Annotated in this window: 23 protein-coding genes and 1 tRNA gene; 11 read left to right on the top strand and 13 right to left on the bottom strand. The window is 62.3% G+C overall.

What is annotated here, in order from left to right; all coding sequences use genetic code 11:
- Positions 1-190 precede the first annotated feature (190 nt).
- Together GFM02_RS19100 and GFM02_RS19095 are read left to right on the top strand one after the other, a co-directional pair.
- Positions 191-1414: a lytic murein transglycosylase gene (locus tag GFM02_RS19100; protein ID WP_168322423.1), complete on the top strand. Its 1224-nt coding sequence runs from the start codon at positions 191-193 to the stop codon at positions 1412-1414.
- A 92-nt stretch (positions 1415-1506) separates the two neighbouring features.
- Positions 1507-2745: an SGNH/GDSL hydrolase family protein gene (locus GFM02_RS19095; protein ID WP_205930380.1), complete on the top strand. Its 1239-nt coding sequence runs from the start codon at positions 1507-1509 to the stop codon at positions 2743-2745.
- A gap of 189 nt (positions 2746-2934) precedes the next feature.
- Here GFM02_RS19095 and GFM02_RS19090 read toward each other — a convergent pair whose 3' ends face one another.
- Both GFM02_RS19090 and gltB read right to left on the bottom strand, forming a co-directional pair.
- Positions 2935-4389: a glutamate synthase subunit beta gene (locus GFM02_RS19090; RefSeq protein WP_168322422.1), complete on the bottom strand. Its 1455-nt coding sequence runs from the start codon at positions 4387-4389 to the stop codon at positions 2935-2937.
- Positions 4390-4615: 226 nt separating this feature from the next.
- Positions 4616-9340: a glutamate synthase large subunit gene (gene gltB, locus GFM02_RS19085; protein WP_205930373.1), complete on the bottom strand. Its 4725-nt coding sequence runs from the start codon at positions 9338-9340 to the stop codon at positions 4616-4618.
- Positions 9341-9878: 538 nt separating this feature from the next.
- On the opposite strand from gltB, the gene GFM02_RS19080 reads away from it, so the two are divergent.
- A complete protein-coding gene (locus tag GFM02_RS19080; RefSeq protein ID WP_168322420.1) occupies positions 9879-10934 on the top strand; it encodes a threonine aldolase family protein in 1056 nt (351 codons plus the stop codon).
- Positions 10935-10989: 55 nt separating this feature from the next.
- Here GFM02_RS19080 and GFM02_RS19075 read toward each other — a convergent pair whose 3' ends face one another.
- Positions 10990-11844 (bottom strand): LysR substrate-binding domain-containing protein, encoded by an 855-nt coding sequence (locus tag GFM02_RS19075; RefSeq protein ID WP_168322419.1) that lies wholly within the window; start codon positions 11842-11844, stop codon positions 10990-10992.
- Between the two features lie 45 nt (positions 11845-11889).
- On the opposite strand from GFM02_RS19075, the gene GFM02_RS19070 reads away from it, so the two are divergent.
- Positions 11890-12939 (top strand): bile acid:sodium symporter family protein, encoded by a 1050-nt coding sequence (locus GFM02_RS19070; RefSeq protein ID WP_168322418.1) that lies wholly within the window; start codon positions 11890-11892, stop codon positions 12937-12939.
- A gap of 59 nt (positions 12940-12998) precedes the next feature.
- On the opposite strand, the gene GFM02_RS19065 is transcribed toward GFM02_RS19070, so the two are convergent.
- Positions 12999-13469 carry an Hsp20 family protein gene (locus tag GFM02_RS19065; RefSeq protein ID WP_003542878.1) on the bottom strand — a complete coding sequence of 157 codons (471 nt, stop codon included), beginning with the start codon at positions 13467-13469 and terminating at the stop codon, positions 12999-13001.
- Between the two features lie 400 nt (positions 13470-13869).
- Here GFM02_RS19065 and GFM02_RS19060 point away from each other — a divergent pair, with 400 nt between their 5' ends.
- A complete protein-coding gene (locus GFM02_RS19060) occupies positions 13870-14844 on the top strand; it encodes an alpha/beta fold hydrolase (RefSeq protein WP_168322417.1) in 975 nt (324 codons plus the stop codon).
- Positions 14845-14931: 87 nt separating this feature from the next.
- On the opposite strand, the gene hisN is transcribed toward GFM02_RS19060, so the two are convergent.
- Entirely contained in the window at positions 14932-15705 is a 774-nt protein-coding gene (gene hisN / locus GFM02_RS19055; RefSeq protein ID WP_168283108.1) for a histidinol-phosphatase, read from the bottom strand.
- 271 nt (positions 15706-15976) lie between these two features.
- Positions 15977-16858 carry an N-formylglutamate amidohydrolase gene (locus GFM02_RS19050; protein WP_027667760.1) on the bottom strand — a complete coding sequence of 294 codons (882 nt, stop codon included), beginning with the start codon at positions 16856-16858 and terminating at the stop codon, positions 15977-15979.
- A gap of 187 nt (positions 16859-17045) precedes the next feature.
- On the opposite strand from GFM02_RS19050, the gene cpdR1 reads away from it, so the two are divergent.
- The 4 genes from cpdR1 to GFM02_RS19030 all read left to right on the top strand — a co-directional run bounded on the left by cpdR1 (position 17046) and on the right by GFM02_RS19030 (position 18556).
- A complete protein-coding gene (cpdR1, locus tag GFM02_RS19045; RefSeq protein ID WP_003542883.1) occupies positions 17046-17408 on the top strand; it encodes a response regulator CpdR1 in 363 nt (120 codons plus the stop codon).
- 83 nt (positions 17409-17491) lie between these two features.
- A tRNA-Val gene (locus GFM02_RS19040) sits at positions 17492-17566 on the top strand.
- A 186-nt stretch (positions 17567-17752) separates the two neighbouring features.
- Positions 17753-17947: a hypothetical protein gene (locus GFM02_RS35600; protein WP_168271010.1), complete on the top strand. Its 195-nt coding sequence runs from the start codon at positions 17753-17755 to the stop codon at positions 17945-17947.
- 123 nt (positions 17948-18070) lie between these two features.
- Positions 18071-18556, top strand: a complete 486-nt coding sequence (locus tag GFM02_RS19030; protein WP_168271011.1) for a hypothetical protein — start codon at positions 18071-18073, stop codon at positions 18554-18556.
- Positions 18557-18562: 6 nt separating this feature from the next.
- Here the strand turns inward: GFM02_RS19030 and GFM02_RS19025 are convergent, their stop codons facing one another.
- Positions 18563-19276 carry a hypothetical protein gene (locus GFM02_RS19025; protein WP_168271012.1) on the bottom strand — a complete coding sequence of 238 codons (714 nt, stop codon included), beginning with the start codon at positions 19274-19276 and terminating at the stop codon, positions 18563-18565.
- Positions 19277-19495: 219 nt separating this feature from the next.
- Between GFM02_RS19025 and GFM02_RS19020 the strand changes: the two genes are divergently transcribed.
- Positions 19496-20008: an MgtC/SapB family protein gene (locus GFM02_RS19020; protein ID WP_168271013.1), complete on the top strand. Its 513-nt coding sequence runs from the start codon at positions 19496-19498 to the stop codon at positions 20006-20008.
- A gap of 56 nt (positions 20009-20064) precedes the next feature.
- Here GFM02_RS19020 and GFM02_RS19015 read toward each other — a convergent pair whose 3' ends face one another.
- The gene (locus GFM02_RS19015; RefSeq protein WP_168271014.1) at positions 20065-20253 is read right to left on the bottom strand and encodes a hypothetical protein; all 189 of its coding nucleotides are present in this window, start codon (positions 20251-20253) and stop codon (positions 20065-20067) included.
- A 57-nt stretch (positions 20254-20310) separates the two neighbouring features.
- On the bottom strand, positions 20311-20541 hold the full coding sequence (locus GFM02_RS19010; RefSeq protein WP_168271015.1) for a hypothetical protein: 231 nt from the start codon (positions 20539-20541) through the stop codon (positions 20311-20313).
- Between the two features lie 352 nt (positions 20542-20893).
- Here GFM02_RS19010 and GFM02_RS19005 point away from each other — a divergent pair, with 352 nt between their 5' ends.
- Complete coding sequence (locus tag GFM02_RS19005) at positions 20894-21985, top strand: DUF475 domain-containing protein (RefSeq protein ID WP_168271016.1); 1092 nt, start codon at positions 20894-20896, stop codon at positions 21983-21985.
- 99 nt (positions 21986-22084) lie between these two features.
- Here the strand turns inward: GFM02_RS19005 and GFM02_RS19000 are convergent, their stop codons facing one another.
- The 4 genes from GFM02_RS19000 to GFM02_RS18985 all read right to left on the bottom strand — a co-directional run bounded on the left by GFM02_RS19000 (position 22085) and on the right by GFM02_RS18985 (position 25497).
- On the bottom strand, positions 22085-22255 hold the full coding sequence (locus GFM02_RS19000; RefSeq protein ID WP_168271017.1) for a hypothetical protein: 171 nt from the start codon (positions 22253-22255) through the stop codon (positions 22085-22087).
- 203 nt (positions 22256-22458) lie between these two features.
- Positions 22459-23976: a tripartite tricarboxylate transporter permease gene (locus tag GFM02_RS18995; protein WP_168271018.1), complete on the bottom strand. Its 1518-nt coding sequence runs from the start codon at positions 23974-23976 to the stop codon at positions 22459-22461.
- An 88-nt stretch (positions 23977-24064) separates the two neighbouring features.
- A complete protein-coding gene (locus GFM02_RS18990) occupies positions 24065-24556 on the bottom strand; it encodes a tripartite tricarboxylate transporter TctB family protein (RefSeq protein WP_020051630.1) in 492 nt (163 codons plus the stop codon).
- A complete protein-coding gene (locus tag GFM02_RS18985; protein ID WP_168271020.1) occupies positions 24553-25497 on the bottom strand; it encodes a Bug family tripartite tricarboxylate transporter substrate binding protein in 945 nt (314 codons plus the stop codon). The genes GFM02_RS18990 and GFM02_RS18985 overlap by 4 nt, the downstream gene beginning before the upstream one ends.
- Between the last annotated feature and the right edge of the window lie 203 nt (positions 25498-25700).

Genomic DNA, 25700 nt, shown 5'->3' with positions numbered 1-25700 from the left:
TTCGATCATATCGCTTTGGAATTAGAGCTTTTTAGCTTTAACTAGTATAGAATTGCTACTGTTTTGCAAATGGTGACCGCAGCGGGCCGCCATGGTAAAGAATTTGTTGACTCCGTTCCTGTAGTCTCGGGTCTGGGCGGACGTGATGCCCCGCTGCACCAGAAACTAAAGATGACGGATACGACTGTCGATGACCCAGAATCACAAAAACTCCCTTCGTGGTCTTGCTCTCGCCCTCGTTGTCGCCGTCCAGGTGGCCCTGGTCCCCGACAACGCGCAAGCTGATTCCCGCTTCCAGAAATGGATCGCGGATTTTTACCAGACTGCCGCTCAGAGTGGCATCACTAAGGCAACCTATCAAAAGGCCTTTTCCGGGGTGAGCGAGCCCGATCCGACCGTGCTCGAAAAGGCGACCTACCAGCCGGAATTCACCTCGAAGATTTGGGACTATGTCGATAGTCGCGTCAATCCCTATACGGTCAAGATCGGCCGCGAGATGGCCGCCAAGCACGCAAGAACGCTCGCTGCGATCGAGCAGCGCTTCGGCGTCGACAAGACCATACTGCTGGCTATCTGGTCGATGGAATCGAATTACGGCGCGGTCCTCGACAAGGACGACCGGCTGCACTACGTGCCGCGCGCCCTGGCAACGCTTGCCTATGCCGATCCGAGCCGTGCCAAATTCGCCAAGAAACAGCTGGTTGCCGCGCTGAAGATCCTGCAGAATGGCGACGTGCCGGCACGCGAGATGACCGGCTCCTGGGCCGGCGCCATGGGCCACACCCAGTTCATTCCGACAAGTTACCTGCTTTATGCCATCGATGCCGACGGCAACGGCCATCGTGACATCTGGAACTCGATCCCCGACGCGCTGGCGACCTCGGCCAATCTCCTGATGAAGAACGGCTGGGATACCGGCAAGACCTGGGGCTACGAGGTCGTCGTTCCCGCTGCAGTCGCCAAGCAGGCCGGCAAGACCCATACATTGGCCCAATGGGCAGCCCTCGGCCTGACACGCCCGAACGGCAAGGCCTTCCGCGAGAGCGCTACCAAGGCCGTGTTGAAGATGCCGGCCGGGCCTAGTGGCCCGGGCTTCCTGATGACCGCCAACTTCTTCACCATCAAGAACTACAATGCCTCGGATAGCTACGCGCTTGCCGTCGGCCTGCTGGCCGACCAGATCGCCGGCTACGGCGGCATGCAGCAGCGCTGGCCGCGCCCGAACGGCGCACTCGACATCACTGAGAAATTCGAGCTGCAGACGCGTCTCAAGACGCTCGGCTATTACAGTGGCGAGGTCGACGGCAATTTCGGCTCAGGTTCGAAGGCGGCGATATCAGCCGTGCAGTCGCGCATCGGCATGCAGCCCGACGGCGAGCCCTCCTTGCCGCTTCTGAATGCACTTCGTCGCTAGAACACGACACCGAAAAGTAAGCGCTGATTGGAAGCGTCGGAACCGTGACCTACATAAAGCGGGAGTGGACGCTGGCCTGCCCTGCGTGCAAGATGCCGGCAGATGCGGAACTGCCCATGACGAAGAAAACTGATCGGACCCGTAAAATCCGTTGGCTCGTGCTCGCCTTGGCGGTGGCTTCGCTATGCCTTGGCGTGTCTGCGCCGGTGCATGTCGCCGAAGCCCAGGAGCAGCGCTATCAGCGTAGGTCCATCTTCGATTTCTTCCTTGGCCGGCGCTATCTCGACGACGGCCCGCAAGCCCCTGACGTTCAGCAGCCGAGACGCCAGCAGCGCAAACGCCCGCCGGCGCAGAAAGCCATCGTCAATACCCGCACTGCACCGCCGGTCCGCGCTCCCGTTGAGGAGGAGCCGGCCGTACAGAAGCTTGCCGACGCCCGAAAAATCCTGATCGTCGGCGATTTCCTGGCCAGCGGCCTCGGCGACGGCCTCACCGCCGCCTTCGAGACCTCGCCGGGTGTCGTCGTCGAAGCCCGCGGCAACGTCTCATCGGGTCTTGTCCGCGACGATTATTACGACTGGCCGGAACAGCTGCCGAAGATGATCGACGAGCTGAAGCCGGCAATGGTCGTCGTCATGATCGGCGCCAACGATCGCCAGCAGATGGTGACCGACACCGCCAAGGAAAAATTCCGCACCGATGGCTGGTTCACCGAATACCGCCACCGCGTGCTTTCCTTCGGCAAGGAGGTCACCGACCGCAAGATCCCGCTGCTCTGGGTCGGTCTTCCCGCCTTCGAATCCGATCAGATGACGGCCGATGCCGTCCAGATGAACCAGCTCTACCGCAACCAGGTCGAAAGCATCGGTGGTGAATTCGTCGATATCTGGGATGGTTTCGTCGACGAAAACGGCAACTTCATCGTCACCGGTTCGGATGTGAACGGCCAGCAGGTGCGCCTGCGCACCTCCGATGGCATCAACCTGACCCAGGCCGGCCGACGCAAGCTCGCCTTCTATGTGGAAAAACCGGCGCGGCGTCTTCTCGGTACGCAGGCAAGTCCCGATCTGGTCCGCCTCGACTCCAGCAATCTGCCCGGCCTCGGCCTTCCCGCCAATCCGGTCGAACATACCGTGCCGATCAGCCTCTCCGATCCCAATCTCGACGGCGGCGGCGAGCTGCTCGGCGCCAGGCCGCCGCCTGTGGCTTTGACGCGGTCGCCGCGCGACCTGCTGGTCGAGCAGGGCGAAATGACGCCAGCACCTCCCGGCCGCGTCGATGACTACCGTCTGCCGGCGGTTAAGGCGCCGGCCGAAGTCTCGGTCAAGTGAAAATGCCTTGCGAGGTCGCCGGCTCCTCCTCAGCCCGCGTCCGGCGGAAAATCTCGCTTCCTGGCACTGCCTGAGGCTTGCGGCGCATAGCCTCCGCGTAAAGCGGTCGCACCACAGCGCAGCGCACCATGAAAAAACTCCGCCGAAGGGGCGGAGTTCGTGGTCTTCGGGAAGGTGTGCGGCCGGTGGTCAGTTCGGCAGGACGGTCGAGCCCATCAATTCCTCGTCGATGGCGCGCGCCGCCTGGCGGCCTTCACGGATCGCCCAGACCACCAGCGATTGACCGCGGCGCACGTCGCCGGCCGTCCAGAACTTGTCGACCGAAGTCTTGTAGTCGCGGTCGTTGGCGACGACGTTGGTCGAACCGCGTTTGTCGGTGTTGAGCGTCAGCTTGCCCTCGAGCTCCTTCAGTACACTGCCGGTGAACGGCCCGCGGAAACCGATGGCGATGAAGGCGAGATCGGCCCGGATGACGAATTCCGTGCCTGGAACCGGCCGCCGGCGTTCGTCGACCTCGCAGCACTTGACGCCGGTCAGCACACCGTCTTCGCCGACGAATTCAAGTGTCGCCACCTGAAATTCGCGCACAACACCCTCGGCCTGTGAGGAGGAGGTGCGCATCTTCGTCGCCCAGAAGGGCCAGACGGCAAGCTTGTCTTCCTTCTCCGGCGGCTGCGGCCGGATGTCGAGCTGGGTGACCTTGACGGCTCCCTGGCGGAACGCCGTGCCGACGCAGTCCGAAGCCGTATCGCCGCCGCCGACGACGACGATATGTTTGGCGCCGGCAAGGATCGGGTCCGACGGCCAGCCGACGCTGTCGATGTTCTCGCGCCCGACGCGGCGGTTCTGCTGCACGAGATAGGGCATCGCATCATGCACGCCCGCAAGGTCGGTGCCCGGAATGCCCGCCTCGCGCGGCGTCTCGGAGCCGCCGCAGTAAAGCACGGCGTCGTGATCGGCGAGCAGCTGCTCGACCTTGACGTCGACGCCGACATTGACGCCGCAATGGAAGGTGACGCCCTCGCCCTTCATCTGCTCGACGCGGCGGTCGATGAAGTTCTTCTCCATCTTGAAATCGGGAATGCCGTAACGCAGCAGTCCGCCCGGCTTGGTCTCGCGCTCATAGAGATGCACTTCGTGACCGGCTCGGCCGAGCTGCTGGGCGGCCGCCATGCCGGCAGGCCCGGAGCCGATGACGGCGACCTTCTTGCCGGTATGGACCGTGGCCGGCTGCGGACGGATGAAGCCGAGCTCATAGGCCTTGTCGGCAATCGCCTGTTCGACCGTCTTGATGGCGACCGGCGCATCCTCGAGGTTCAGCGTGCAAGCTTCCTCGCAGGGCGCCGGGCAGACGCGACCGGTAAACTCGGGGAAGTTGTTGGTCGAATGCAGGTTCTGGATCGCCGCTTCCCAGTTGTTGTTGTAAACGAGGTCGTTCCAATCGGGAATCTGGTTGTGAACAGGGCAGCCAGTCGGGCCGTGGCAATAAGGGATGCCACAGTCCATGCAGCGCGCGGCCTGTTTCTGCACTTCCGGGTCCGACATCGGGATCGTGAACTCGCGGAAATGACGGATACGATCCGACGCCGGCTGGTACTTCGCCACCTGCCGGTCGATTTCCAGAAACCCTGTTACCTTACCCATATCTTCGTCCCTTACCCTCATGACCGCCTCACCGCAGCCAATCTGTCTATCGTCAGTCCCGGTACCCGGGGCAAGTTGCTTGTCTTGACCGTCATTGGACCATATCCCCTGAAAGACATCCGTGCGATCTGAACAGCTTTCGCCGTCGGCGTGATCGTCACGGGTCATCGAGATATTTTCGTCATCCGTCACCTGCAGTCGTCAGGTGACGAATGTCCGGTGCAATTCATTCCGCGGCGATACCCATCCGGCTGCGCTCCATTTCCTCGAGCGCACGACGGTATTCGACCGGCATGACCTTGCGGAATTTCGGGCGATAGTCGGCCCAGTTGTCGAGGATCTCAGTGGCGCGGGCCGAGCCCGTATAATGCAGATGGTTGGAGATCAGCTGGTAAAGGCGCTCCTCGTCATGGCGCGTCATGTCGCCGGAGACGTCGACGCGTCCCTTGTGCATGAGATCACCGCCGTGATGATGAAGCTTCTCCAGCATATCATCCTCCTCGGGCACCGGCTCGAGCTCCACCATTGCCATGTTGCAGCGGCTGGCGAAATCACCGGTTTCATCGAGCACGTAGGCGACACCGCCGGACATGCCGGCCGCGAAGTTGCGGCCCGTGGCGCCGAGCACGACGACGACGCCGCCGGTCATGTATTCGCAGCCATGGTCGCCGACACCCTCGACGATGGCGATCGCGCCCGAATTGCGCACGGCGAAACGTTCGCCTGCCACACCGCGGAAGTAGCATTCGCCCTCGGTAGCACCATAAAGCACGGTGTTGCCGACGATGATCGAGTCCTCGGCCACGATCCTCGAATTCTCCGGCGGCCGGATGATGATCTTGCCGCCCGAAAGGCCCTTGCCGACATAGTCGTTACCGTCGCCGATCAGGTTGAAGGTGACGCCGCGCGCCAGGAAGGCACCGAAGCTCTGCCCCGCCGTGCCGCGAAGCGTCACATTGATCGTGTCCTCCTTCAGACCGCGATGGCGATAACGCTTGGCGACTTCGCCGGAAAGCATCGCTCCCACAGAACGGTCGACGTTCTTGATGCCGACCTCGAAGGCGACGGGCGTCTTGGCCGTCAGTGCCGGCTGAGCCTGCTCGATCAGCACGCGGTCGAGAATGTCGTCGATCGGGTGCTTCTGTCGGCTCGTCCAGAAGGTCTCTTCCTTGGGAGCGTCGACCTTGTGGAAGATGCGGCTGAAGTCGAGGCCCTTCGCCTTCCAGTGGTTCAGCATCTCGTCCTTCTCCAGCAGCTCCGAAGCGCCGATGATCTGGTCAAGCCGGGTGAAGCCCAGCGAGGCGAGGATTTCGCGCACTTCGTTGGCGACGAAGAAGAAGTAGTTGATGACGTGCTCCGGCGCGCCCTTGAAGCGCTTGCGCAGCACCGGATCCTGAGTCGCCACGCCCACCGGACAGGTGTTGAGATGGCACTTGCGCATCATGATGCAGCCGGCGGCAATCAGCGGCGCGGTGGCAAAGCCGAACTCGTCGGCTCCAAGCAGCGCTCCGATGATAACGTCGCGGCCGGTCTTCAGGCCGCCGTCCACCTGCAGGGCGACACGCGAACGCAAGCCGTTCAGCACCAGCGTCTGCTGGGTCTCGGCAAGGCCGATTTCCCAGGGGCTGCCGGCATGTTTGAGCGAGGTCAGCGGCGACGCACCCGTGCCGCCGTCGAAGCCGGCGACCGTGATATGGTCCGCACGCGCCTTGGCGACGCCGGCAGCGACCGTGCCAACGCCGACTTCCGAGACCAGCTTGACCGAAACATCGGCAGTCGGGTTGACGTTCTTCAGATCGTAGATCAGCTGCGCCAGATCTTCGATCGAATAGATGTCGTGATGCGGCGGCGGCGAAATCAGGCCGACACCCGGTGTCGAGTGGCGGGTCTTGGCAACCGTCGCGTCAACCTTGTGACCCGGCAGCTGGCCGCCTTCGCCAGGCTTGGCGCCCTGCGCCACCTTGATCTGCAGCACGTCGGCATTGACGAGATATTCGGTGGTGACGCCGAAGCGGCCCGAGGCGATCTGCTTGATCGCCGAACGTTCCGGGTTCATCGAACCATTGGCCAGCGGTATATAGCGGTCGGATTCTTCGCCGCCCTCGCCGGTGTTCGACTTGCCGCCGATCCGGTTCATGGCGATCGCCAGCGTCGTATGCGCCTCCCTGGAAATCGAGCCGAAGGACATCGCTCCCGTCGAGAAACGCTTGACGATATCGGCCGCCGGCTCGACCTCGTCGATCGATACCGGCTTGCGGCCGAGCGCCTCGGCGCTCTTCAGCTTGAAGAGCCCGCGGATCGTGTTCATGCGCAGCGCCGAACTGTTCACCATATCGGCGAATTCGCGGTAGCGGTCCTCGGCATTGCCGCGCACGGCATGCTGAAGGGCGGCGACCGCATCCGGCGTCCAGGCATGGCTTTCGCCGCGCATGCGGTAGGCATATTCGCCGCCGATATCGAGTGTCGTGGCAAGAAGCGGATCCGTGCCGAAGGCCGCGTTATGGCGGGCGACGGTTTCTGCGGCGATCGCTTCGAGGCCGACGCCTTCGATCATCGTCGCGGTGCCGAAGAAATACTTGTCGATCAGTTCCGACTGCAGGCCGATCGCATCGAAGATCTGCGCGCCGCAATAGGACTGGTAGGTCGAAATGCCCATCTTCGACATGACCTTGAGGATGCCTTTGCCGACCGCCTTGATGTAGCGGTAGACGATTTCGGAAGCATCCACTTCCTTCGGGAATTCGCCCTTGGCATGCATGTCGAGCAGCGTGTCGAAGGCGAGATAGGGGTTGATCGCCTCGGCGCCGTAGCCGGCGAGCAGGCAGAAATGATGAACTTCGCGCGGCTCTCCGGTCTCGACGACGAGACCGACCGAGGTGCGCAGCCCCTTGCGGATCAGATGGTGATGCACGGCAGCTGTGGCGAGCAGCGCGGGAATAGCGATCCGGTCCGGCCCGATCTGGCGGTCCGAGAGCACGATGATGTTGTAGCCGCCCTTGACGGCCGCTTCCGCGCGCTCGCAGAGCCGGTCAAGCATCTCGGGCATGCCTTCGGCGCCACGCTCGATATCATAGGTGAAATCGAGCGTCTTGGTGTCGAAACGGTCTTCCGTATGGCCGATCGAGCGGATCTTTTCGAGATCGCCATTGGTCAGGATCGGCTGGCGAACCTCGAGCCGCTTGGCGTTCGCCGCGCCCTCATGGTCGAGAATGTTCGGCCGCGGCCCGATGAAGGAAACCAGGCTCATGACCAGTTCCTCGCGGATCGGGTCGATCGGCGGGTTGGTCACCTGCGCGAAGTTCTGCTTGAAATAGGTGTAGAGCAGCTTCGGCTTTTCCGACATCGCCGAGATCGGCGTATCCGTGCCCATCGAGCCGATCGCTTCCTGGCCGGTCGTCGCCATCGGCGACATCAGGATGCGTGTATCCTCGAGCGTGTAGCCGAAGGCCTGCTGGCGGTCGAGCAGCGACACGTCACGGCGCAGCGCCCGCGGCTCCACCGGCTTCAGATCTTCGAGGATGAGCTGGGTGCGGTTGAGCCAGCTGCGATAGGGATGGGCTGTCGCCAGCTGCGACTTCACCTCGTCGTCGGAGATGATGCGGCCTTCTTCCATGTCGATCAGCAGCATCTTGCCCGGCTGCAGGCGCCACTTCTGGATGATCTTCTCCTCCGGAACCGGCAGCACGCCGGCTTCGGACGCCATGATGACGCGGTCGTCATCGGTGACGAGGTAGCGCGCCGGCCGCAGGCCGTTGCGGTCGAGCGTCGCGCCGATCTGCTTGCCGTCGGTGAAGGCGACGGCGGCCGGCCCGTCCCAGGGCTCCATCAGCGCCGCATGGTATTCGTAGAAGGCCTTGCGTTCGGCCGCCATCGACTGGTTGCCGGCCCAGGCTTCCGGGATCAGCATCATCACCGCATGCGCCAGCGAATAACCGCCGCGCACCAGGAATTCGAGCGCATTGTCGAAACAGGCCGTGTCCGACTGCCCCTCGTAGGAGATCGGCCAGAGCTTGGAGATGTCCTCGCCGAACAGCGGCGAGGAGACCGACGCCTGGCGCGCCGCCATCCAGTTGACGTTGCCGCGCAGCGTATTGATCTCGCCGTTATGGGCGACCATGCGGTAAGGATGCGCAAGCTTCCACGACGGGAAGGTGTTGGTCGAGAAGCGCTGGTGCACCAAGGCGACCGCGCTTTCGAAACGCGGATCCGACAGGTCCTTGTAATAGACGCCGACCTGATAGGCCAGGAACATGCCCTTGTAGACCACCGTCGTCGACGACAGCGACACCGGATAGAAATTGCTCTCCTCGCCGTCGAACTCGTCATAGATACGGTTGGAGATCACCTTGCGCAGCGTGAACAGCCGGCGCTCGAACTCGTCGTTGTTTTCGGCATCCTCGCCGGCGCCGATGAAGACCTGCACATGATGCGGCTCGGTTGCGGCAATAGCCGGCGCCTTAGAGAGCGAGGAATTGTCGACGGGCACGTCGCGGAAGCCGATGAAGACCTGACCTTCCTCGGTGATGACGTCCTTGATCACTTTCTTGAAGTGCTCGATCTGCTTTTCATCGCGCGGCATGAAGATATGGCCGACGCCATATTCGCCGACCGGCGGCAGGGTGATGCCCTGCTCGGCCATCTCCTCGCGGAAGAAACGGTCGGGGATCTGCACCAGGATGCCGGCGCCGTCACCCATCAGCGGATCGGCGCCGACGGCGCCGCGATGCGTCAGGTTCTCGAGGATGAACAGGCCATCCTTGACGATCTGGTGCGACTTCTCACCCTTCATATGGGCGACGAAGCCGACGCCGCAGGCATCATGTTCGTTGCGCGGATCGTAGAGGCCTTGTTTCTTCGGCAGGCCGGAGGCGGATTTGGACATATCGGCCGTCGCGCGCAGCTCTGCAGCAGCAAACCGGTCAACTTCCATGGATGGCGTCTTCGTCATCATCTTTCCTCCTGTCGAAGCCCGCGGGGCCGCGGGCGGCTTTTCGTCTCGCGCCGCAACCCGAAGATAGGTTCGGCGCATGACAGCGCTGTTGCATTGTGAAGATCGGCCGCAGACATCTGCTTTGAAGGAAAGCAAACCGTCGCGTTCCGCGCCTGCCATTCGCCTCCGCGCGCCGCCCCTTGAGGCTTGACGCTCGGAAGAACTATAGCGTGAAAGCCGGTCTGTTCCAGGGCTTTCGGCGCCTCTTCGGTCATAAAGGCCAAAATAGGACAGCAACACTGTCCTAATTCATCAGTTCTATGCCAGAAAGCATTCGGCTCTGCAAGAGCGTTCCGTCAAAAAACGTCAATTTGCGACGGAAGATTGCCCGGGTAGCGGCCATGACGAAATAAAATTACGCCGTGACGTATTATTTTGTTTATTGATTGCGTAGTTCAATTTCCGTGATGTGTCGCTGGCGACAACCTTGATCCTGTGAAGCTTTGGCGTAATGTCCGCTGCGGACTTTGCCAACCCCTCCTTTCCTACGGTTTCCCCCATGTTCTTTGCTTCCGATAACTGGGCCGGCGCCCACAAATCCATTGCCGAACGTCTGCTGATGGAATCGACCGGCTTTGCCGCGGCCTATGGCGCCGGCGATCTCGACAGGAAGGTCGAGGCCCGTTTTTCCGAGATCTTCGAGCGTGAGGTTTCGATCTTCTTCGTCGCCACCGGCACGGCCGCCAACTCCCTGGCGCTGGCAAGCGTCCAGCGGCCCGGCGGCATCACCTTCTGCCATTCGGGGGCCCATGTGATCGAGGATGAATGCGGCGCCCCGGAATTTTTCTCCGGCGCCGCCCGCCTCGTTGCCGTTGACGGCGAAGCCGGCAAGATCGATCCGGCAAAGCTTTCGGCGAAGATCGCAAGCTTTCCCGAGGATGCCGTCCGTCACGGCCGCGCCAGCGCGGTGACCATCTCCCAGACGACCGAGATCGGTACCGTCTATTCCTTGCCGGAGATCGGCGAGATCGCCGCCATATCAAGGAAGCGCAATCTGCCGCTCCACATGGATGGCGCCCGTTTCGCCAACGCCCTGGTCGCACTCGGCGCCAGCCCGGCCGAAATGACATGGAAGCGCGGCGTCGACATGCTGTCCTTCGGCGGCACCAAGAACGGCTGCTGGTGTGCCGAAGCGATCGTCTTCTTCAATCCGGATCAGGCCCGGGAAATGCCCTTCATCCGCAAGCGCGCCGCCCAGCTCTTCTCCAAGTCGCGTTTCATCGCCGCCCAGTTCGACGCCTATTTCGAAAACGGCCTCTGGCTCGATCTCGCCCGCCATTCGAACGGCATGGCCGACAGGCTGCGCGCCGGCATCGGCACGAGCAACTACTCCGCCCGCCTCGCCTGGCCGACCGCGTCCAACGAAGTCTTTGCCGTCGTCAACAAGAGTGCCGCAAAAACTGCCGAGGAAAAGGGCGCGAAATTTTACGAATGGCCAGTCCCGGCAGCAGCGCCCGAACTCGTTTCCGAAAGCGAAACCCTGATCCGCCTCGTCACCAGCTTCGCGACCACGGAAGCGGACGTGGATGGTTTCCTGAAATGCCTGGCCGCCTGATCGCCTGCCCGAAGGCTTGCGGGCCCGGCAGGCCCTTCGCTGGCGGGGCAAGGACTCACGTCGACCTCAGTCCTCTCACCTTTTGCAGAATATCCTCCGACAGTGCTGAAACCAGCGCCTGATCCGCGCCCTTACGCGGCACCAGCACGAATTCCACATCCTCCAGCGCCGGAAGTTTTCCGACCGCAATCTCCTTCAGCCCTGAGGGCGCCATGCTGCGCGGCTGCACCAGCACGCCCATCCCGGCCCGCGCCGCTGCCGTCAGCCCGCTCAGGCTGCCGCAGGTGCAGACGATCCGCCACGGCACCCCGTTCCGTCCGAGTGCTTCGAGGGCGATTGCGCGTGTGACACTCGGCGGCGGAAAGGCGATCAGCGGCAGAGGACCGGAAGCGAGCACACGCTCGGGATCGCGCGCCAGCCAGACGAGCGGCTCACGATAGACGAGCTTTCCGCGCGCATCGCCGAGCCGGCGCTTGGCGAGCACCAGATCGATCTCGCCATTGTCCTGCATCTCGTATAGGACACCGGACAGCGCAACCGTCAGTTCGAGGTCGACCGATGGATGCGAACGCACGAAATCCTCGAGCACCGCCGGCAACTGACTGGTGACGAAATCCTCCGACACGCCGAGCCGCAGGCTGCCGCGCAGGCTGTGGCTCTTAAACAATGACTGCACCTGCCCCTCGATCGAAAGCATGGCGCGCGCATGCGACAGCAGCGCCTCGCCATCGCCGGTCAACATCACCTTATGCGTATCGCGCGCCAGCAGCCTGCGCCCCAGTGCCGCCTCCAACCGCTGGATGTGCTGGCTGACTGTCGACTGCCCGAGGCCGAGCCTTTCTGCGGCGAGCGTGAAACTGCCCATCTGTTCGACGGCGACGAAACTGCGCAATTGCGAAAGGTCCAGCATGATCCAGCTTCTCGATAACTGTTATTCCTTGCATCCTGGATCATAATGGACGACAGAACAATGACTGTTTTACCAAGCCGCGAGACCGCCATGCGTCGCTTTCTGCCCGATACATTCACCATCCTGCTGGTCTGCACCGTCATCCTCGCCTCGTTGCTGCCGGCGAGCGGCACATTCGCGGATTATTTCGGCATCGCCACCGATCTTGCCATCGCGCTGCTGTTTTTCCTGCATGGCGCCCGCCTGTCGCGCGACGTCGTCATATCAGGCCTGCTGCACTGGCGCCTGCATATCGTCATCCTGCTGACGACCTTCGGCATCTTCCCGCTGCTCGGCATGGCGCTCGGACTGGTCCCCGACACGATCCTGCCGCAACCGCTTTATCTCGGCATCCTCTTCCTCTGCGTGCTGCCGTCGACGGTGCAGTCGTCGATCGCCTTCACCTCGATGGCGGGCGGCAACGTGCCCGCCGCCATCTGCTCGGCCTCGGCATCCAACATCTTCGGCATGTTCCTGACACCGCTGCTCGTCGGCCTGCTGTTTTCCGTCGGCGGCCACGGCGGCTTCTCCTTCGACGCACTAGAGCAGATCCTGCTGCAACTGCTTGCCCCCTTCATCATCGGCCAGGTTCTGCAGCCCTGGATCGGCGACTGGATTCGCGCCAAGAAGAAGATCTTGATGCCTGTCGACCGCGGCTCGATCCTGATGGTCGTCTATCTCGCCTTCAGCACGGCTGTCGTCGAGGGCCTCTGGCACACCTTCTCGATTGCCGATATCGCCGTCGTCATCGCCGCCGACATACTTCTGCTGGCAATTGTCCTGATGCTGACGATGTTCGGTAGCCGCTGGCTGGGCTTCAACAAGGCCGACCAGATCACCATCACCTTCTGCGGCTCGAAGAAGAGCCTCGCAAGCGGCGTGCCGATGGCGAACGTCATCTTCGCCGGCCAGTCGATCGGCGCGATCGTGCTGCCCCTGATGCTGTTCCACCAGATCCAGTTGATGGTCTGCGCCGTCATTGCCCAGAAATACGCCGCCGCCGCGGCCCGCCGCGCAACGCAAAAAGAGATAGACGAAGCCACCAGCCCGGCCTGAGCCGCAATAAAAAAACGGCGCCCCGATGGAGCGCCGTCCGTTTTATCCCGTGGGATCAATCAGCCGTTGATGATCTGCGCTTCGATGGCCTTCGGAGCCTCGACCGGTTCTGCGGCAATCGCGATCTTGCGGGGCTTCATGGCCTCGGGAATGTTGCGCAGAAGGTCGATGTGCAGCAGGCCGTTCTTCAGCGAAGCGGCGGTCACCTCGACATGGTCGGCAAGCTGGAAGCGGCGCTCGAAGGCGCGCTTGGCAATGCCGCGGTAGAGGAATTCGCCGCTTTCGGCAGGTTCCTCGTTCTTTTCACCCTTCACCGACAGGACATGGGCATGGGCTTCGATCGAAAGTTCGGTCTCGTCGAAACCGGCAACGGCCATGGTGATGCGATAGGTGTTTTCACCGGTGCGCTCGATATTATAGGGCGGATAGGTCTGCGCCTGCTCCGGCTGGGCAAGGCTGTCGAGCATGGTAAAGAGCCGGTCGAAACCGACGGTCGAACGATAGAGGGGAGAGAAGTCTACGTGACGCATGATGTCCTCCTGTGGAAGCGACGTGTTGCGATGAAATGCCCCTGAAACCCCATCTTTGGCGGCCTCGGGACGGTTGCGCGGGCCCTTTCCGGCACCCGCAGGAAGGAGATGGTGATGGGATTTGACGAGTTCAAGACCTTTCTGGATCGCCTTGATCGGCCCGTGAACCCCGCATGAACGACTGGTTCGGAGCGCGTTCAGGCGCATTCGCCTAGGATTTAGGCGTCGGGTGAATCTGGTCCCGATGGCTGAAGTGCATCGTCCCTTCTTCTTCAGCCTCAACTTCGGCCGGCGCGAGCACCCTCATGCTCCTGCCGGCCCTTTTCCCACCGCTTTCCAAGCCGGATGCCATGCGCTATCCCTGATGCGAAGCAGTCAGCAGCGGCGCATTGGCAAAGTCATGGATCAGGTTCTCTATTCGACGCCCGATAATCCCGCCCCGGAAAACCGCACGGAGGGGTTCTTCGAAACCCATGACGGCCACCAGCTGCGTTACGCCGTCTTCCGCTCTAGCGGACAGGTTGCCAAGGGCACCGTCGTCATCCTGCACGGCCGAAACGAATATATCGAGAAGTATTTCGAGACGATCCGCGACCTGACGGCCAAGGGCCTCTGGGTCGCGACCTTCGACATGCGCGGCCAGGGCGGCTCGCAGCGGCTCCTGAAACGCCGCAACCACGGCCACATCCGCCGCTTCGTCGATTACGAGCGCGATCTCGATACCTTCCTGGAAAAGGTTGTGCTACCGGATACCCGCCTGCCCTTCTATTTGCTCGCGCATTCCACAGGCGGCCTGATCGCGCTGTCGGCCGCGCCCTATCTCACCACTCGTATCGATCGCATGGTGCTGTCGGCGCCCTTCATCGGCCTGACCGGCCAGGCGGCTTCGCCCCGCGTCATTCGCACCCTTGCCGGCACGCTGAACGCCGTTGGCCTTGGCTTCCTGCCGCTGACCTCGAAACTGAAGGAGCCGGATTTCCGCGACAATCCGCTGACCTCTGACGAACACCGTTTCGAGCGCAATGTCGCGATGATGAAGGCCCATCCGGAGCTGACACTCGGGCCACCCACAGCCCGCTGGCTGACCGAGGCTTTCCGCACGATGGACCGGGTCACCTCGCCCTACCATCTCTTCTCGATCACCATCCCGACCATCGTCATCGCCCCGACGCGCGACGGTGTCGTGCCCTATACGGCGCAGGAGCGGCTTTCACGTTATTTCCGTGCCGGCCAGCTGGTGCCGATCAACGGCGCCCGTCACGAGATCTTCCAGGAGCGCGATATCTATCGCGCTGCCGCCCTTGCCGCCTTCCACGCCTTTATTCCCGGCAGCGATGCCGAAGAAAACCAGGACGTCGCCGCCCTCGGTACGTGAGACGGATCGGCTTTGCCGACCGGGGGATCAGCGTTGCCGACCAGGGGATCAGCGCTGCTGACCAAGGATCAGCACGGCTGATCGGGATCAGCGCTGCAGGATGGCGATTGCCTGTTCGTAGACTGCCCGGCTGCCGGCAGCGATGATCGAGCCGCCGTTTTCCGGCCGTCCGCCGTCCCAGGTGGTGATGATGCCGCCCGCCCCTTCGATGACGGGAATGATGCCGCCGACGTCATAGGGCTTCAGGCTGTTTTCGACGACCAGATCGATATGGCCGGCGGCAAGCAGCGCATAGGCATAGCAGTCGCAGCCATAGCGGAAAAGCCGCACCTGGCCTTCGATCTCGCGGTATTTCTCCATCTCCTCGCCGGCAAAGAGATGCGGCGAGGTGGTGAACAGGATGGCGTTCGAGAGCGTGTCGCACTGGCGCGTCGCCAGCCGTCGCTCGCCCTCCGGCCCGGTATAGATCGAGCCGTTCTGGTCGGCGAAATAACGCTCGCCGGTAAAGGGTTGCTCGATCATGCCCATGATCGCCCGGCCCGCTTTCTGCAGGCCGATCAGCGTTCCCCACACCGGCACGCCGGAGATGAAGGCGCGCGTGCCGTCGATCGGATCAATCACCCAGACATATTCGCGGTCGAGCCCGACATCGCCATGTTCCTCGCCGAGAATGCCGTGGTCGGGGAAATTCTCTTCGATCAACGCCCGGATGGCGAGTTCGGCCGCCCGGTCGCCCTCCGTCACCGGATCGAAACCGGAAGAAAGCTTGTTCGTGACATCGAGGCCGGAGCGGAAACGCGGCAGCGTTTCGGCGCGGGCAGCCTCCGCCAGGCGATTGAAGAACGAACGGTCAGGAAACATGTTGGATCCGTTTGGCTGGCGGGAGTGGCGCTTTTCATAGCGAAAAGCAACGGGAATGCAAACGCAGCAGGCAAATTGAGTTTAGTTGCACAAAGATATCGCAGCGCAATAAATTGCTTGACATTTGTGCAATGCAATAGTAGTGTCTTCATACAGTCTTCTGACTGTAAATACCCTCCTTGGGTGTTTCCTCCCTAGACTTAGCCGCGCTCACAAGCGCGGTTTTTTTTGGCCGGGGAAGGCCACACGTCAGCAAAATCGAAAAACGGATCTATTCGGCGGCCAGCGCCCGCTCGCCGGCGAATTTCTCGACATAGTCCGCCATCTGCTGCATGAAGTCCGCGACGGCATCGGCCACCGCGGCGAAATCGTCGCGTTTCTCCAGCGTCAGCTCATCGACATAGATCGCTCGGTTCACCTCGATCTGCAGCGCGTGCAGGCCGCGCGAGGGCCGGCCGTAATGTTCGGTGATGAAGCCGCCGGCATAGGGCTTGTTGCGGATCGCCGCAAAACCCATCTCCTCGAGGATGGCGATCGCCGCGCGCGAAAGTTCGGCCGAAGCGCTGGTGCCGTAGCGATCGCCGATGATGAAATCGGGCCGCGCAGTGCTGCCGGCGACGCGCACATTGCCGGGCATCGAGTGGCAGTCGATCAGCACGCCGAAGCCGAATTGCACATGCGTTCGCGCAATCAGCCGGCGCAACGCCGCATGATAGGGCTTGTAGACCGCTTCGACGCGGTCGAGCCCCTCCTGCACCGGCAGGCGCCGCGCATAGATCTCCATGTTCTCGGCGACGATGCGCGGAATGGTGCCGAGCCCGCCGGCGACCCTCAGCGAATTGACGTTGGCATAGGGCGGCAGCAACCCGTCGAACATCCGCGGATCGAGTTCGTAGGGTTCGCGATTGACGTCGAGATAGGCGCGCGGGAAGTTGGCCGCCAAAAGCGGCGCACCGAGTGCGACGGCCGAGCCGAAGAGCTCGTCGACGTAATGATCCTCGGAACGGCGGATGGCGATGCCTTCCAGCCTGGACTGAGCGATAAATTCCGGTGGATAAATGCGGCCGCTATGGGGGGAGTTGTAGACGAAGGGAATGGTCTGCGACACGGGCTCATGGACCTCAAAAAGCTCGTATTCGCGTATTTCCGGCACTTTCGGCCCTCTTTACCATGTCATGAACTGACTGCTTCGCGTATGTTGCCAGTTGCCCGGCCGCAAGTCCATACTATGTAGAAGGGATGGCGGTCACGCACAGGCAATTCACCGGTTGTTTACCGGAGCGAGACTAGTGTAAACGGCTGGCAGCCCACCAAAAACCTATGGATCGCGGTCTGGATTGATGACTCAGAAGATACTTCTCGCCGAAGACGACAATGACATGCGCCGCTTCCTGGTGAAAGCGCTCGAAAAGGCCGGCTACAAGGTCCTTTCTTATGACAATGGCGCTAGCGCCTATGACCGGCTGCGCGAGGAGCCGTTTTCCCTGCTGCTGACCGATATCGTCATGCCCGAGATGGACGGCATCGAGCTGGCGCGCCGCGCCACCGAGCTCGACCCCGACCTGAAGGTGATGTTCATCACCGGTTTTGCCGCCGTGGCGCTGAACCCCGATTCGAAAGCGCCGAAGGATGCCAAGGTCCTTTCCAAGCCTTTCCACCTGCGCGATCTGGTCGACGAGGTCAACAAGATGCTTGCCGCATAAGGCTTGCGGGCGGCGCGTCACAAAACTGAAAAAAGCCTATTGACGGCTCCGAAGGTTTTGTGATCTATGCGCCGCCATCGGATGGGCGTGTAGCTCAGCGGGAGAGCACTACGTTGACATCGTAGGGGTCACAGGTTCAATCCCTGTCACGCCCACCATCCGATCTCCCTGACATCGTTGATAAATCCCCGCCTTGGGGATTTTCTCTTTCCTGAGCTTGGCGCGCGCTCCAGATCCAGCACTTTGCGGAGCGAAGGCTTGCACGTGATTGGTCCGCGACCCATGATCCGGGTTGGATTCAATTGGCTGTGGGATAACCCGGCACGTGGCAAATTGAGGGACGTATGACGCAAAGGACGCGGACACGTAAAGCGATATCCATCATCCTCGGCCTCACCCTGGTTGCGGCTGGCCTCATTGGTTTCGGGTATATGCAGTTTCACGTCGTCGAACCCATTAGCATCAAGCTTTGGCTGATCCCGATCACGATATTTGCGGCTGGGGCAGCGATCCTCTGGGACGACTTCAAAAGTCCCTAGCGCCCTGTTTGATGTCGAGCGTCCGCCGGGTAAGACCAAAATAAGTCACAGAAGAGTGCCAATGCCTGGCTATCCAACGCACGGCCGATTCGCCGTCGCAGACAGATGGGGTTGAGATAGAGAATGAGACTTTCCGCACCGGCAGCTGCCGCCCTTTTTTCCGCCGTCCTCGCCTTGCCGGCCTCTGCCGCGCCCGCCGAGACCTTTCCTGGTGCGCCCGGCGTCATTACGCTTTCCGGCAAATGCGCCAAGCTGGTCGTCGCCAAATTCGACGCCACCAAGGGCTGCAAGAACGAGCTTGCCAGCGTCACGCTGGCCAATGGCGTGGTGACCTTCATCTTCACCTCGGATGGCAAGGCGCTGGGCTTTCAGGGCGACGGCAGCGGCATCAAGCCTGCCTCCAACGGCAATGCCCGCCTGCCGCTCAGCCTCGTCACCACGGGTGTCGGCAACAAGATGACCGGAGAGGTCAAGGTCGCCGGCTTCTGCACCTTCGGCAATCCCTATGCCGGCAAGCCGATCGCGATCGAATGCACCGCCGAAAGCAAGGACTCCTCCTTCACCGGCAGCTTCCGCACCGGCGGCAAGCTGGTGAAGAAGGGTAAGTAGCCGCCCTCAGGCGCACCAGGCGCTGCCGGCCGCCCCTGGCTTGCGTGCCAGGCCCTCATTGATCAGCTGCGCGCCGAAAGAGCGGCCGTCGCGCGAGACGACGCGCGGCGCGCCAGAGGGTTCGGCCTTACCCGCCGCATTCATGGTGAAGGGTCCGGCGTTCAGAAGCGCCAGCAGCCGCGACTTGGCGGCAAAGGCCACCCGGCGCTCGCCGTCACAGCGCGCCCGGTCGACCGCCGGGCTTGCCATGTCGGCAATCACGATCTTCTCGCCCTTGTACCAGAAGACGCCACCGTCGCCGACGCAATTGATATGGGCGCCCTGCCCGCAATAGCCGAATGCGACTGTCCCGGTTTGCGAAACGGCAGCGGAGGCCGGCGACGACACTGCCTTTATCGGCTGGATCATCGGCGTCGGGATCGCGGCCGGCGGCAGCGGCTGCGGCACTGGGACTTTCGGCGTGGGTGCGGCAAGCGCCACCTGCTTCGGCGGCGCGTCCTTCTTGACGACAGGCCTCGGCTCCGCCGCGTCCCGTGTGATCGGCGTCGATTGCCTTGCAAGCATCGGCTGGATGCTCTTCCAATGGTCGTGGGCGACGATGCCGCCGATTGCGGCAATGCCGATCACCGCCCAGGGCAGCAATCCGCCACCGCTGCTGCGCGCTTTGCTCTTTCCTCTCGCCGGCGCCTTGCGGCGGCCGCGTGTCGCTGTCTTGGCCATCTGTCCGATTCCCGTGAGGCCGGGATTATCGCTGCCCAATCCTTTCCGAAAGGTTGGCGCGGAGACAGGATGATGCCGGTTCGCCAAACTTTCCCTCCAATGACATGAACGCGCCGGAGAGGCCAACAGCACTGCCGAAACGCAAGAGGGAAAAGCTGAACAAATTCCGCGCCCAGACGTTAGCCAGCGAAAAATTCCATCTTTCTGGGGGAAAAATCCATGGATCTGATTATCGCCGACATAATACCGGCGTCGCGTATCCACTATCCCGTCATCTTCGCCCGCCTCTTCGGCGCCATCGTCTTCGGCGGGCTGATCGGCTTCGAGCGTGAGGCCCGCGACCGCCCGGCGGGCTTCCGGACCCATATTCTGATCAGTCTTGCCGCTGCCCTCTTTGCCATCATCTCGATCGAGGCAGTGCACATGCCGGGTTTTACCGATGACGATCAGGTGCGCATCGATCCGCTGCGCGTCATAGAAGCCGTCACCGCCGGCGTCGCCTTCCTCGCCGCCGGCATGATCGTCTTTGCAAGAGGTCGGGTGCACGGGCTGACGACCGGCGCTGGTATGTGGCTCTCCGGCGCGATCGGCCTCGCCATGGGCTTCGGCTATTGGCCGATCGCCTTCTTCACGACGCTCGCTGCCATCTGCGTGCTCTTCGCCTTCGGCAAGCTCGAAAAATGGTTCGGCTATAATTCCGGACAGCGTGTCGATCCCGATGAACACAAATAGAAAAACAAAGCGCCCGGCATCACGCCGGGCGCTCGTGTCACGTGTGCTTCAGTTGGTCATTCGGCTGTTGGTCGTTCAGCGCGTGTGGCCGAAGGATCGCTTTTACCAACCAATGCCGTGCCGCCGACGGAGAGCGGCTTCTGGCGTTTGCCGATATCGATGCGTTCGTCCGCCGCCTCGCGTACGGCCTGCCATTCATTTTCGTGCCGGATGAAGATCTCGCGGGGCACAAAGTTGATCGTCATATGTTTCTCACCCTGTTTCAAATCTACCGTCAGCGCCGGAGGCTTCCGGAATGCCCGTTATTTCTTGGTCCCTGCATTGCCCTTGATGTCGGGGCCGCCTTTGGAAAGATCGGCGCCGGTAACATGGGCCGGCACGTGAATGTCGTGGTAGATGCCGGGCGTCAGTGTCAGGTCGACATGATGCGGCGGCAGCACCTGCGCCTTCTGCATGCGGTTCGGCTTTACCCGCTTCATGCGGTCGGACGCCTCCGTGCGCTTGTCGGGAAGATGGGTCGAAGTGTGCATCATCGGCCTCCTTTTAAGCTCAACCAGTGCCTAACGGGCGGGCGTCGGGATTGTTCCAAAAAAAATCACCCCAATCCGGTGTGACGACCGACCTTGACTGGCCCGCGAAGTTCATTACCTAGAGCCTATCCGGCAGCCTTCCAGACATCGGCTGACGGGGAACTTTGGTGCCGGGCCCCTCTGGCGAGAGTTTTTACGGCGCTCTCGTGATGTCGGTACCGCCTGCAGCTTAGCCGGCGGATTTTTCATCGATGAACAAGCTCACCATGCCTGACCCGCGTGCCCGTTGTGGCGTGCCGCGTTTTTCCACTGTATCGACACTCTTCAACTCGATTTGCGGCCGCGAGGTGCGGCCATGAATCAACCCGTGACCCATAACTCCGCGCTCAGCTATTTCCGCTGGGCTTTCATCGTCACCGCCCTCGGCCTCGTTCTCGGCGCGGTGCTCGGCTGGCAGACGACCGGTACGATCGGCGGCATGGCGACCGTCTTCTTCATCTGCACGGTGCTTGCGGTGCTGGAGATCTCGCTCTCCTTCGATAATGCCATCGTCAACGCCAACAAGCTGAAGGAGATGACGCCGGTCTGGCAGCAGCGCTTCCTCACCTGGGGCATCATCATCGCCGTCTTCGGCATGCGCATCGTCTTCCCCCTGGCAATCGTCGCGATCGCGGCCCAGATCGGCCCCTGGGATGCTCTGGTGCTTGCCGCACGCGAGCCGGCCGAATATGCCCGCATCATGAACGACGCGCATCTGCCGATCGCAGCCTTCGGCGGCACCTTCCTGATGATGGTCGGCCTCAGCTACTTCTTCGACCATGAGAAAAAAATCCATTGGCTTCGCGGCCTGGAAAAGGTGATGGCGCGCTCGGCCACCATCAGGGGCATCGAGATCGCCTTCGTGCTGGCACTGATGCTTGTGTTCTCCTGGTTGATCGGTGGCGAGGAAGCCAGTGTCTTCGTCCATTGCGCCATCTACGGCCTGCTCACCTTCCTCGCGGTCGAGGTGGTCGGGGAGCTGCTCGATGCGTCGCAGCAGACGATGAGTGCGGCCGCCAAGGGCGGTCTTGGCGCCTTCATCTATCTGGAGGTGCTGGATGCGAGCTTTTCCTTCGACGGCGTCATCGGCGCCTTCGCGCTGACGCAGAACCTCTTCGTCATCGCGATCGGCCTCGGCATCGGCGCCATGTACGTGCGCTCGATGACGATCATGCTGGTGGAGAAGGGAACGCTTGCCGAATACCGCTATCTCGAGCATGGCGCCTTCTACGCCATCCTGATCCTCTCGGTGATCATGTATGCGCAGACCCTGGTCCATATCCCCGAGGTTATCACCGGCCTCGGCGGCGCGGCCTTGATCGGTCTTTCCCTCTGGTCGTCCATCCGCCACAACAGGCGCGAAAAGGTGGAAGATCACGGCGCCCGGCAGGAGGAGCTTCACGCCTGACGATGCAGGAAGCCGCAGTGTGCGACGCCCTTGCAGCTAAAAATAAAGCCCGCGACCATCCGGTTGCGGGCTAATTCATTCATGCATGACGTGAAGGTCTTAGCGGGAGACCTGACCGAAGGAGGCCGGGTCGATACCGAGTGTGGTGAGGTCATTGGCGCGCGGGCGGCGACCTGCTTCGACAGCAGCGCTGACGGCGTTTGCGGCACCAAGGACGGCGAACGCGCGGCCAAAGAAGCCAGTACGGACTGAATTGCGAAGTGTGGACATTGTCCTTTTCCTCTTGCTCTATGATTGACCACTCATAGATGGCATCGCGCACTGACCTCCACAATGCTCAGAAAATCACCTCAGCCATGCAAAAAACAGCAGGCCGGCACATGTCTCCATGGCCGGCCTCGAGAAGGGGGTGGGTGGTCTTTTTATTCTTAGAGCGCCGTGCGTCCTTTCGGACCGATTTTCGAGCCGACGCGCTAGTCTTCGTTTGCAGCCAGTTGCGAGAGCACCTGCCCTCTGCCGCGCAGCCGCAGGATCAGCGGGATGAGGAAGGCGGCCGCTGCAACGATGAACAGGCCTGCCGCGATCGGCGACATCACCAGCGTCGTGACGTCGCCCTGGCTGATTGCCAGCGCCCGGCGGAGCTGCTGTTCGGCAAGCGGTCCGAGGATCAAGCCGACGACGGTGGGCGCGATCGGATAGCCGAAGAGCCGCATCACATAGCCGAGCAGGCCGAAGGCGAGCAGCATGCCGAGCTCGAACACCGACGGATTGGCGCCGATCGTCCCGAGCGTCGCAAACAGCAGGATGCCGGCATAGAGCCACGGCTTCGGAATGGTCAGCAGCCGCACCCAGAGCCCGATCATCGGCAGGTTCAGCACCAAAAGCATCGCATTGGCGATGAGCAGGCTGGCGATCAGCCCCCAGACGAGCTGCGGATTGGTGGCAAACAGCAGCGGCCCTGGCTGCAGCCCGTATTGCTGGAAGCCGGCAAGCATGATCGCCGCCGTCGCCGTCGTCGGCAGGCCGAGCGTCAGAAGCGGCACCAGCGTGCCGGCGGCCGATGCGTTGTTCGCCGCTTCAGGGCCGGCGACACCTTCGATCGCGCCATGGCCGAACTCCTCCGGGTTTTTCGCCAGCCGCTTTTCGGTCGCATAGGAGAGGAAGGTGCCGATTTCGGCGCCGCCCGCCGGCATCGCGCCAATCGGGAAACCGATCAGCGTGCCGCGCAGCCACGGCTTCCACGAACGTGACCAGTCCTGCGCATTCATCCAGAGCGAACCCTTGACTGCCTCGACCTTCTCCGCGATCCGGTTGCCCTGAGCGGCTATATAGAGCGTCTCGCCGATCGCAAACATCGCCACCGCCAGCGTCGTCACCTCGACGCCGTCGAGCAGATCGGGAATGCCGAAGGAAAGCCGCGCCTGCCCCGTCTGCTGGTCGATGCCGACCATGGCGAGCGCGAAACCGATGAACAGCGAGGTCAGGCCCCGCAAGGCGGAGTCGCCAAACGCCGAGGAGACGGTGACGAAGGCAAGCACCATCAGCGCGAAATACTCGCGCGGCCCGAAGACCAGCGCCAGCTTGACGATGTAAGGCGCGATGAAGGCAAGCCCGAGCGTGGCGATCAGGCCAGCGACGAAGGAGCCGATCGCCGCTGTCGCCAGCGCCGGTCCGCCGCGCCCGGCGCGCGCCATCTTGTTGCCCTCGAGCGCGGTGACGATCGAAGCGCTTTCACCCGGCGTGTTGAGCAGGATCGAGGTCGTCGAGCCGCCATACATGCCGCCGTAATAGATGCCGGCGAACATGATCAGCGAGCCGCCGGGATCAAGCTTGTAGGTGACGGGCAGCAGCAGCGCCACGGTGAGAGCCGGGCCGATGCCGGGAAGCACGCCGACGGCGGTGCCGAGCGTCACGCCGACCAGCGCATAAACCAGGTTCATCGGCTGCATCGCAACCAGGATGCCCTGCCATAGGAATTCGAATGTGCTCATCTTGGTGTCCCAAGCGGCATTCCCGGCCGTGCGTTTGGCAACCGGGCGCCGCGCAAAATCAAAAGAGCTGACAGCGCGTCCCGCGCGGTCAGAAGAACAGATGTTCCAGCGGGCCGGCCGGCAGCGTCAGCTGCAGCAGCTGCGAGAAGATCGCCCAGACGACGAAGCTTAGGACGATGCCAAGCGGCAGCGAGATCCAGAGCTTGCGTTTGCCGAAGCCGCGTGCCGTCAGCGCGAAGAGGATGCCTGTTGCGATCGAGAAGCCGGCGACGCGCAGGAGCAGCATCTGGCCGGCAAGACCGGCGACGATCCAGATGACGGGTGCGACTTCCTGCCGGTCACGCTCCGGAAAATCGCCGCGCCAGGCTTCGAAGGCGGTCCAGATCCCGAGACAGAAGAGGCCAAATGCCACCATTTGAGGCGCGGTCGCCGGACCGATGCGATCGTATTGCGCGATCGTTTTCAGATGCAAGGCATCCCAGGCCATCACGCCGGCGACGACGAAGAGGAAAACGGCAATAATGAACGCCGCCCAATCAGGGCGGCGCTCGGTTGCCGAGGAGGTGTTATCCTCGCTCATTGAACAAGTCCGATGTCTTTGAGAATGCTCTCAGTGGCCGAGATATCCTTTTCGAGCTGCGCCTTGAAGGCGTCGCCGGACAGATAGGTGTCGGCCCAGCCCTTGGTCTTCAGCGTTTCCTGCCAGGTGGCGGAGCCGTGCAGCTTCTCGAAATCGGCGGTGACGCTTGCCACCTGCTCTGCCGACAGGCCGGGGGCAGCGGCGACCATGCGCCAGTTCTGGATGGTGACGTCGGTGCCGGCTTCCTTCAGCGTCGGGGCATCGACGCCGTCGATACGCTTTTCGCTGGAGACGGCGAGAAGACGGAGCGTGCCTGATTTCACCTGCGATTCGAACTCGCTATAGCTCGAGACGCCGGCCGTGACCTGGCCGCCGAGAATGGCGGCGAGCGCTTCACCGCCGCCGGAGAAGGCGACATAGTTGATCTTGGTCGGATCGACGCCGGAAGCCTTGGCGATCAGGCCGACGGTGATATGGTCGGTGCCGCCGGCCGAACCGCCGCCCCAGGAAACGGAGCCCGGATCCTTCTTCAGCGCCGCGACCAGATCGGCCATCGTCTTGATCTCGGAGGCTGCAGGAACGACGACGGCCTCATATTCGCCGGTCAGGCGGGCGATCGGCGTAACGTCCTTGAGCGTCACCGGCGACTTGTTGGTGAGGATCGCGCCGACCATGACATAGCCGCCGACGATCAGCGAATTCGGGTTGCCAGCAGCCTGGCTGCTGAACTGCGCAAGGCCGATGGTGCCGCCGGCGCCGGGAACGTTCTGGACCTGCACGTTGCCGGAGATCTTCTCCTGCTGCAGCGCGGTCTGCAGCGAACGGGCCGTCTGGTCCCAGCCGCCGCCGGGCGCGGCCGGCGCGATGATGGTGTAGTCGGCCGCATAGGCCGGCAGCGCGATGGTCGCTGCAAAAAGGGTTGCGATGAACGTATGCTTCACGATGTGTCCTCCGTCGGCGGCTGAGCAAACCGCCTGTTGTTCTCTGGGAATCGGGAGGAATGGCCGGTCAGCGGACGCAAGCGTCCTGAATGACGAGCGGAATACCTCCCAAGGCTTCAGCTCTCCGCCTCCACGGAGAAGAAGTAGCCAAAGCGACCACAACAACCTGTCATTTAGCTGACATCAGCGAGATATCCAGAAGG

It is taken from the genome of Rhizobium leguminosarum bv. viciae (assembly GCF_012276115.1).
Lineage (GTDB): Bacteria > Pseudomonadota > Alphaproteobacteria > Rhizobiales > Rhizobiaceae > Rhizobium > Rhizobium leguminosarum_T.
This window is presented reverse-complemented; position numbering and strand designations above follow the sequence as displayed.

Bases quoted from the DNA above. Each gene is read 5' to 3' on its own strand.
- GFM02_RS19095 (WP_205930380.1), top strand. From the start codon at position 1,507: ATGCCGGCAGATGCGGAACTGCCCATGACGAAGAAAACTGATCGGACC.
- GFM02_RS19075 (WP_168322419.1), bottom strand. From the start codon at position 11,844: ATGCTGGACCTTTCGCAATTGCGCAGTTTCGTCGCCGTCGAACAGATG.
- GFM02_RS19025 (WP_168271012.1), bottom strand. From the start codon at position 19,276: ATGGCCAAGACAGCGACACGCGGCCGCCGCAAGGCGCCGGCGAGAGGA.
- cpdR1 (WP_003542883.1), top strand. From the start codon at position 17,046: ATGACTCAGAAGATACTTCTCGCCGAAGACGACAATGACATGCGCCGC.
- GFM02_RS19030 (WP_168271011.1), top strand. From the start codon at position 18,071: ATGAGACTTTCCGCACCGGCAGCTGCCGCCCTTTTTTCCGCCGTCCTC.
- GFM02_RS35600 (WP_168271010.1), top strand. From the start codon at position 17,753: ATGACGCAAAGGACGCGGACACGTAAAGCGATATCCATCATCCTCGGC.
- GFM02_RS19000 (WP_168271017.1), bottom strand. From the start codon at position 22,255: ATGTCCACACTTCGCAATTCAGTCCGTACTGGCTTCTTTGGCCGCGCG.
- GFM02_RS19070 (WP_168322418.1), top strand. From the start codon at position 11,890: ATGGACGACAGAACAATGACTGTTTTACCAAGCCGCGAGACCGCCATG.
- hisN (WP_168283108.1), bottom strand. From the start codon at position 15,705: ATGTTTCCTGACCGTTCGTTCTTCAATCGCCTGGCGGAGGCTGCCCGC.
- GFM02_RS18990 (WP_020051630.1), bottom strand. From the start codon at position 24,556: ATGAGCGAGGATAACACCTCCTCGGCAACCGAGCGCCGCCCTGATTGG.
- GFM02_RS19090 (WP_168322422.1), bottom strand. From the start codon at position 4,389: ATGGGTAAGGTAACAGGGTTTCTGGAAATCGACCGGCAGGTGGCGAAG.
- GFM02_RS19065 (WP_003542878.1), bottom strand. From the start codon at position 13,469: ATGCGTCACGTAGACTTCTCTCCCCTCTATCGTTCGACCGTCGGTTTC.
- GFM02_RS18995 (WP_168271018.1), bottom strand. From the start codon at position 23,976: ATGAGCACATTCGAATTCCTATGGCAGGGCATCCTGGTTGCGATGCAG.
- GFM02_RS19080 (WP_168322420.1), top strand. From the start codon at position 9,879: ATGTTCTTTGCTTCCGATAACTGGGCCGGCGCCCACAAATCCATTGCC.
- gltB (WP_205930373.1), bottom strand. From the start codon at position 9,340: ATGATGACGAAGACGCCATCCATGGAAGTTGACCGGTTTGCTGCTGCA.
- GFM02_RS19010 (WP_168271015.1), bottom strand. From the start codon at position 20,541: ATGATGCACACTTCGACCCATCTTCCCGACAAGCGCACGGAGGCGTCC.
- GFM02_RS19060 (WP_168322417.1), top strand. From the start codon at position 13,870: ATGGATCAGGTTCTCTATTCGACGCCCGATAATCCCGCCCCGGAAAAC.
- GFM02_RS19005 (WP_168271016.1), top strand. From the start codon at position 20,894: ATGAATCAACCCGTGACCCATAACTCCGCGCTCAGCTATTTCCGCTGG.
- GFM02_RS19020 (WP_168271013.1), top strand. From the start codon at position 19,496: ATGGATCTGATTATCGCCGACATAATACCGGCGTCGCGTATCCACTAT.
- GFM02_RS19015 (WP_168271014.1), bottom strand. From the start codon at position 20,253: ATGACGATCAACTTTGTGCCCCGCGAGATCTTCATCCGGCACGAAAAT.
- GFM02_RS19100 (WP_168322423.1), top strand. From the start codon at position 191: ATGACCCAGAATCACAAAAACTCCCTTCGTGGTCTTGCTCTCGCCCTC.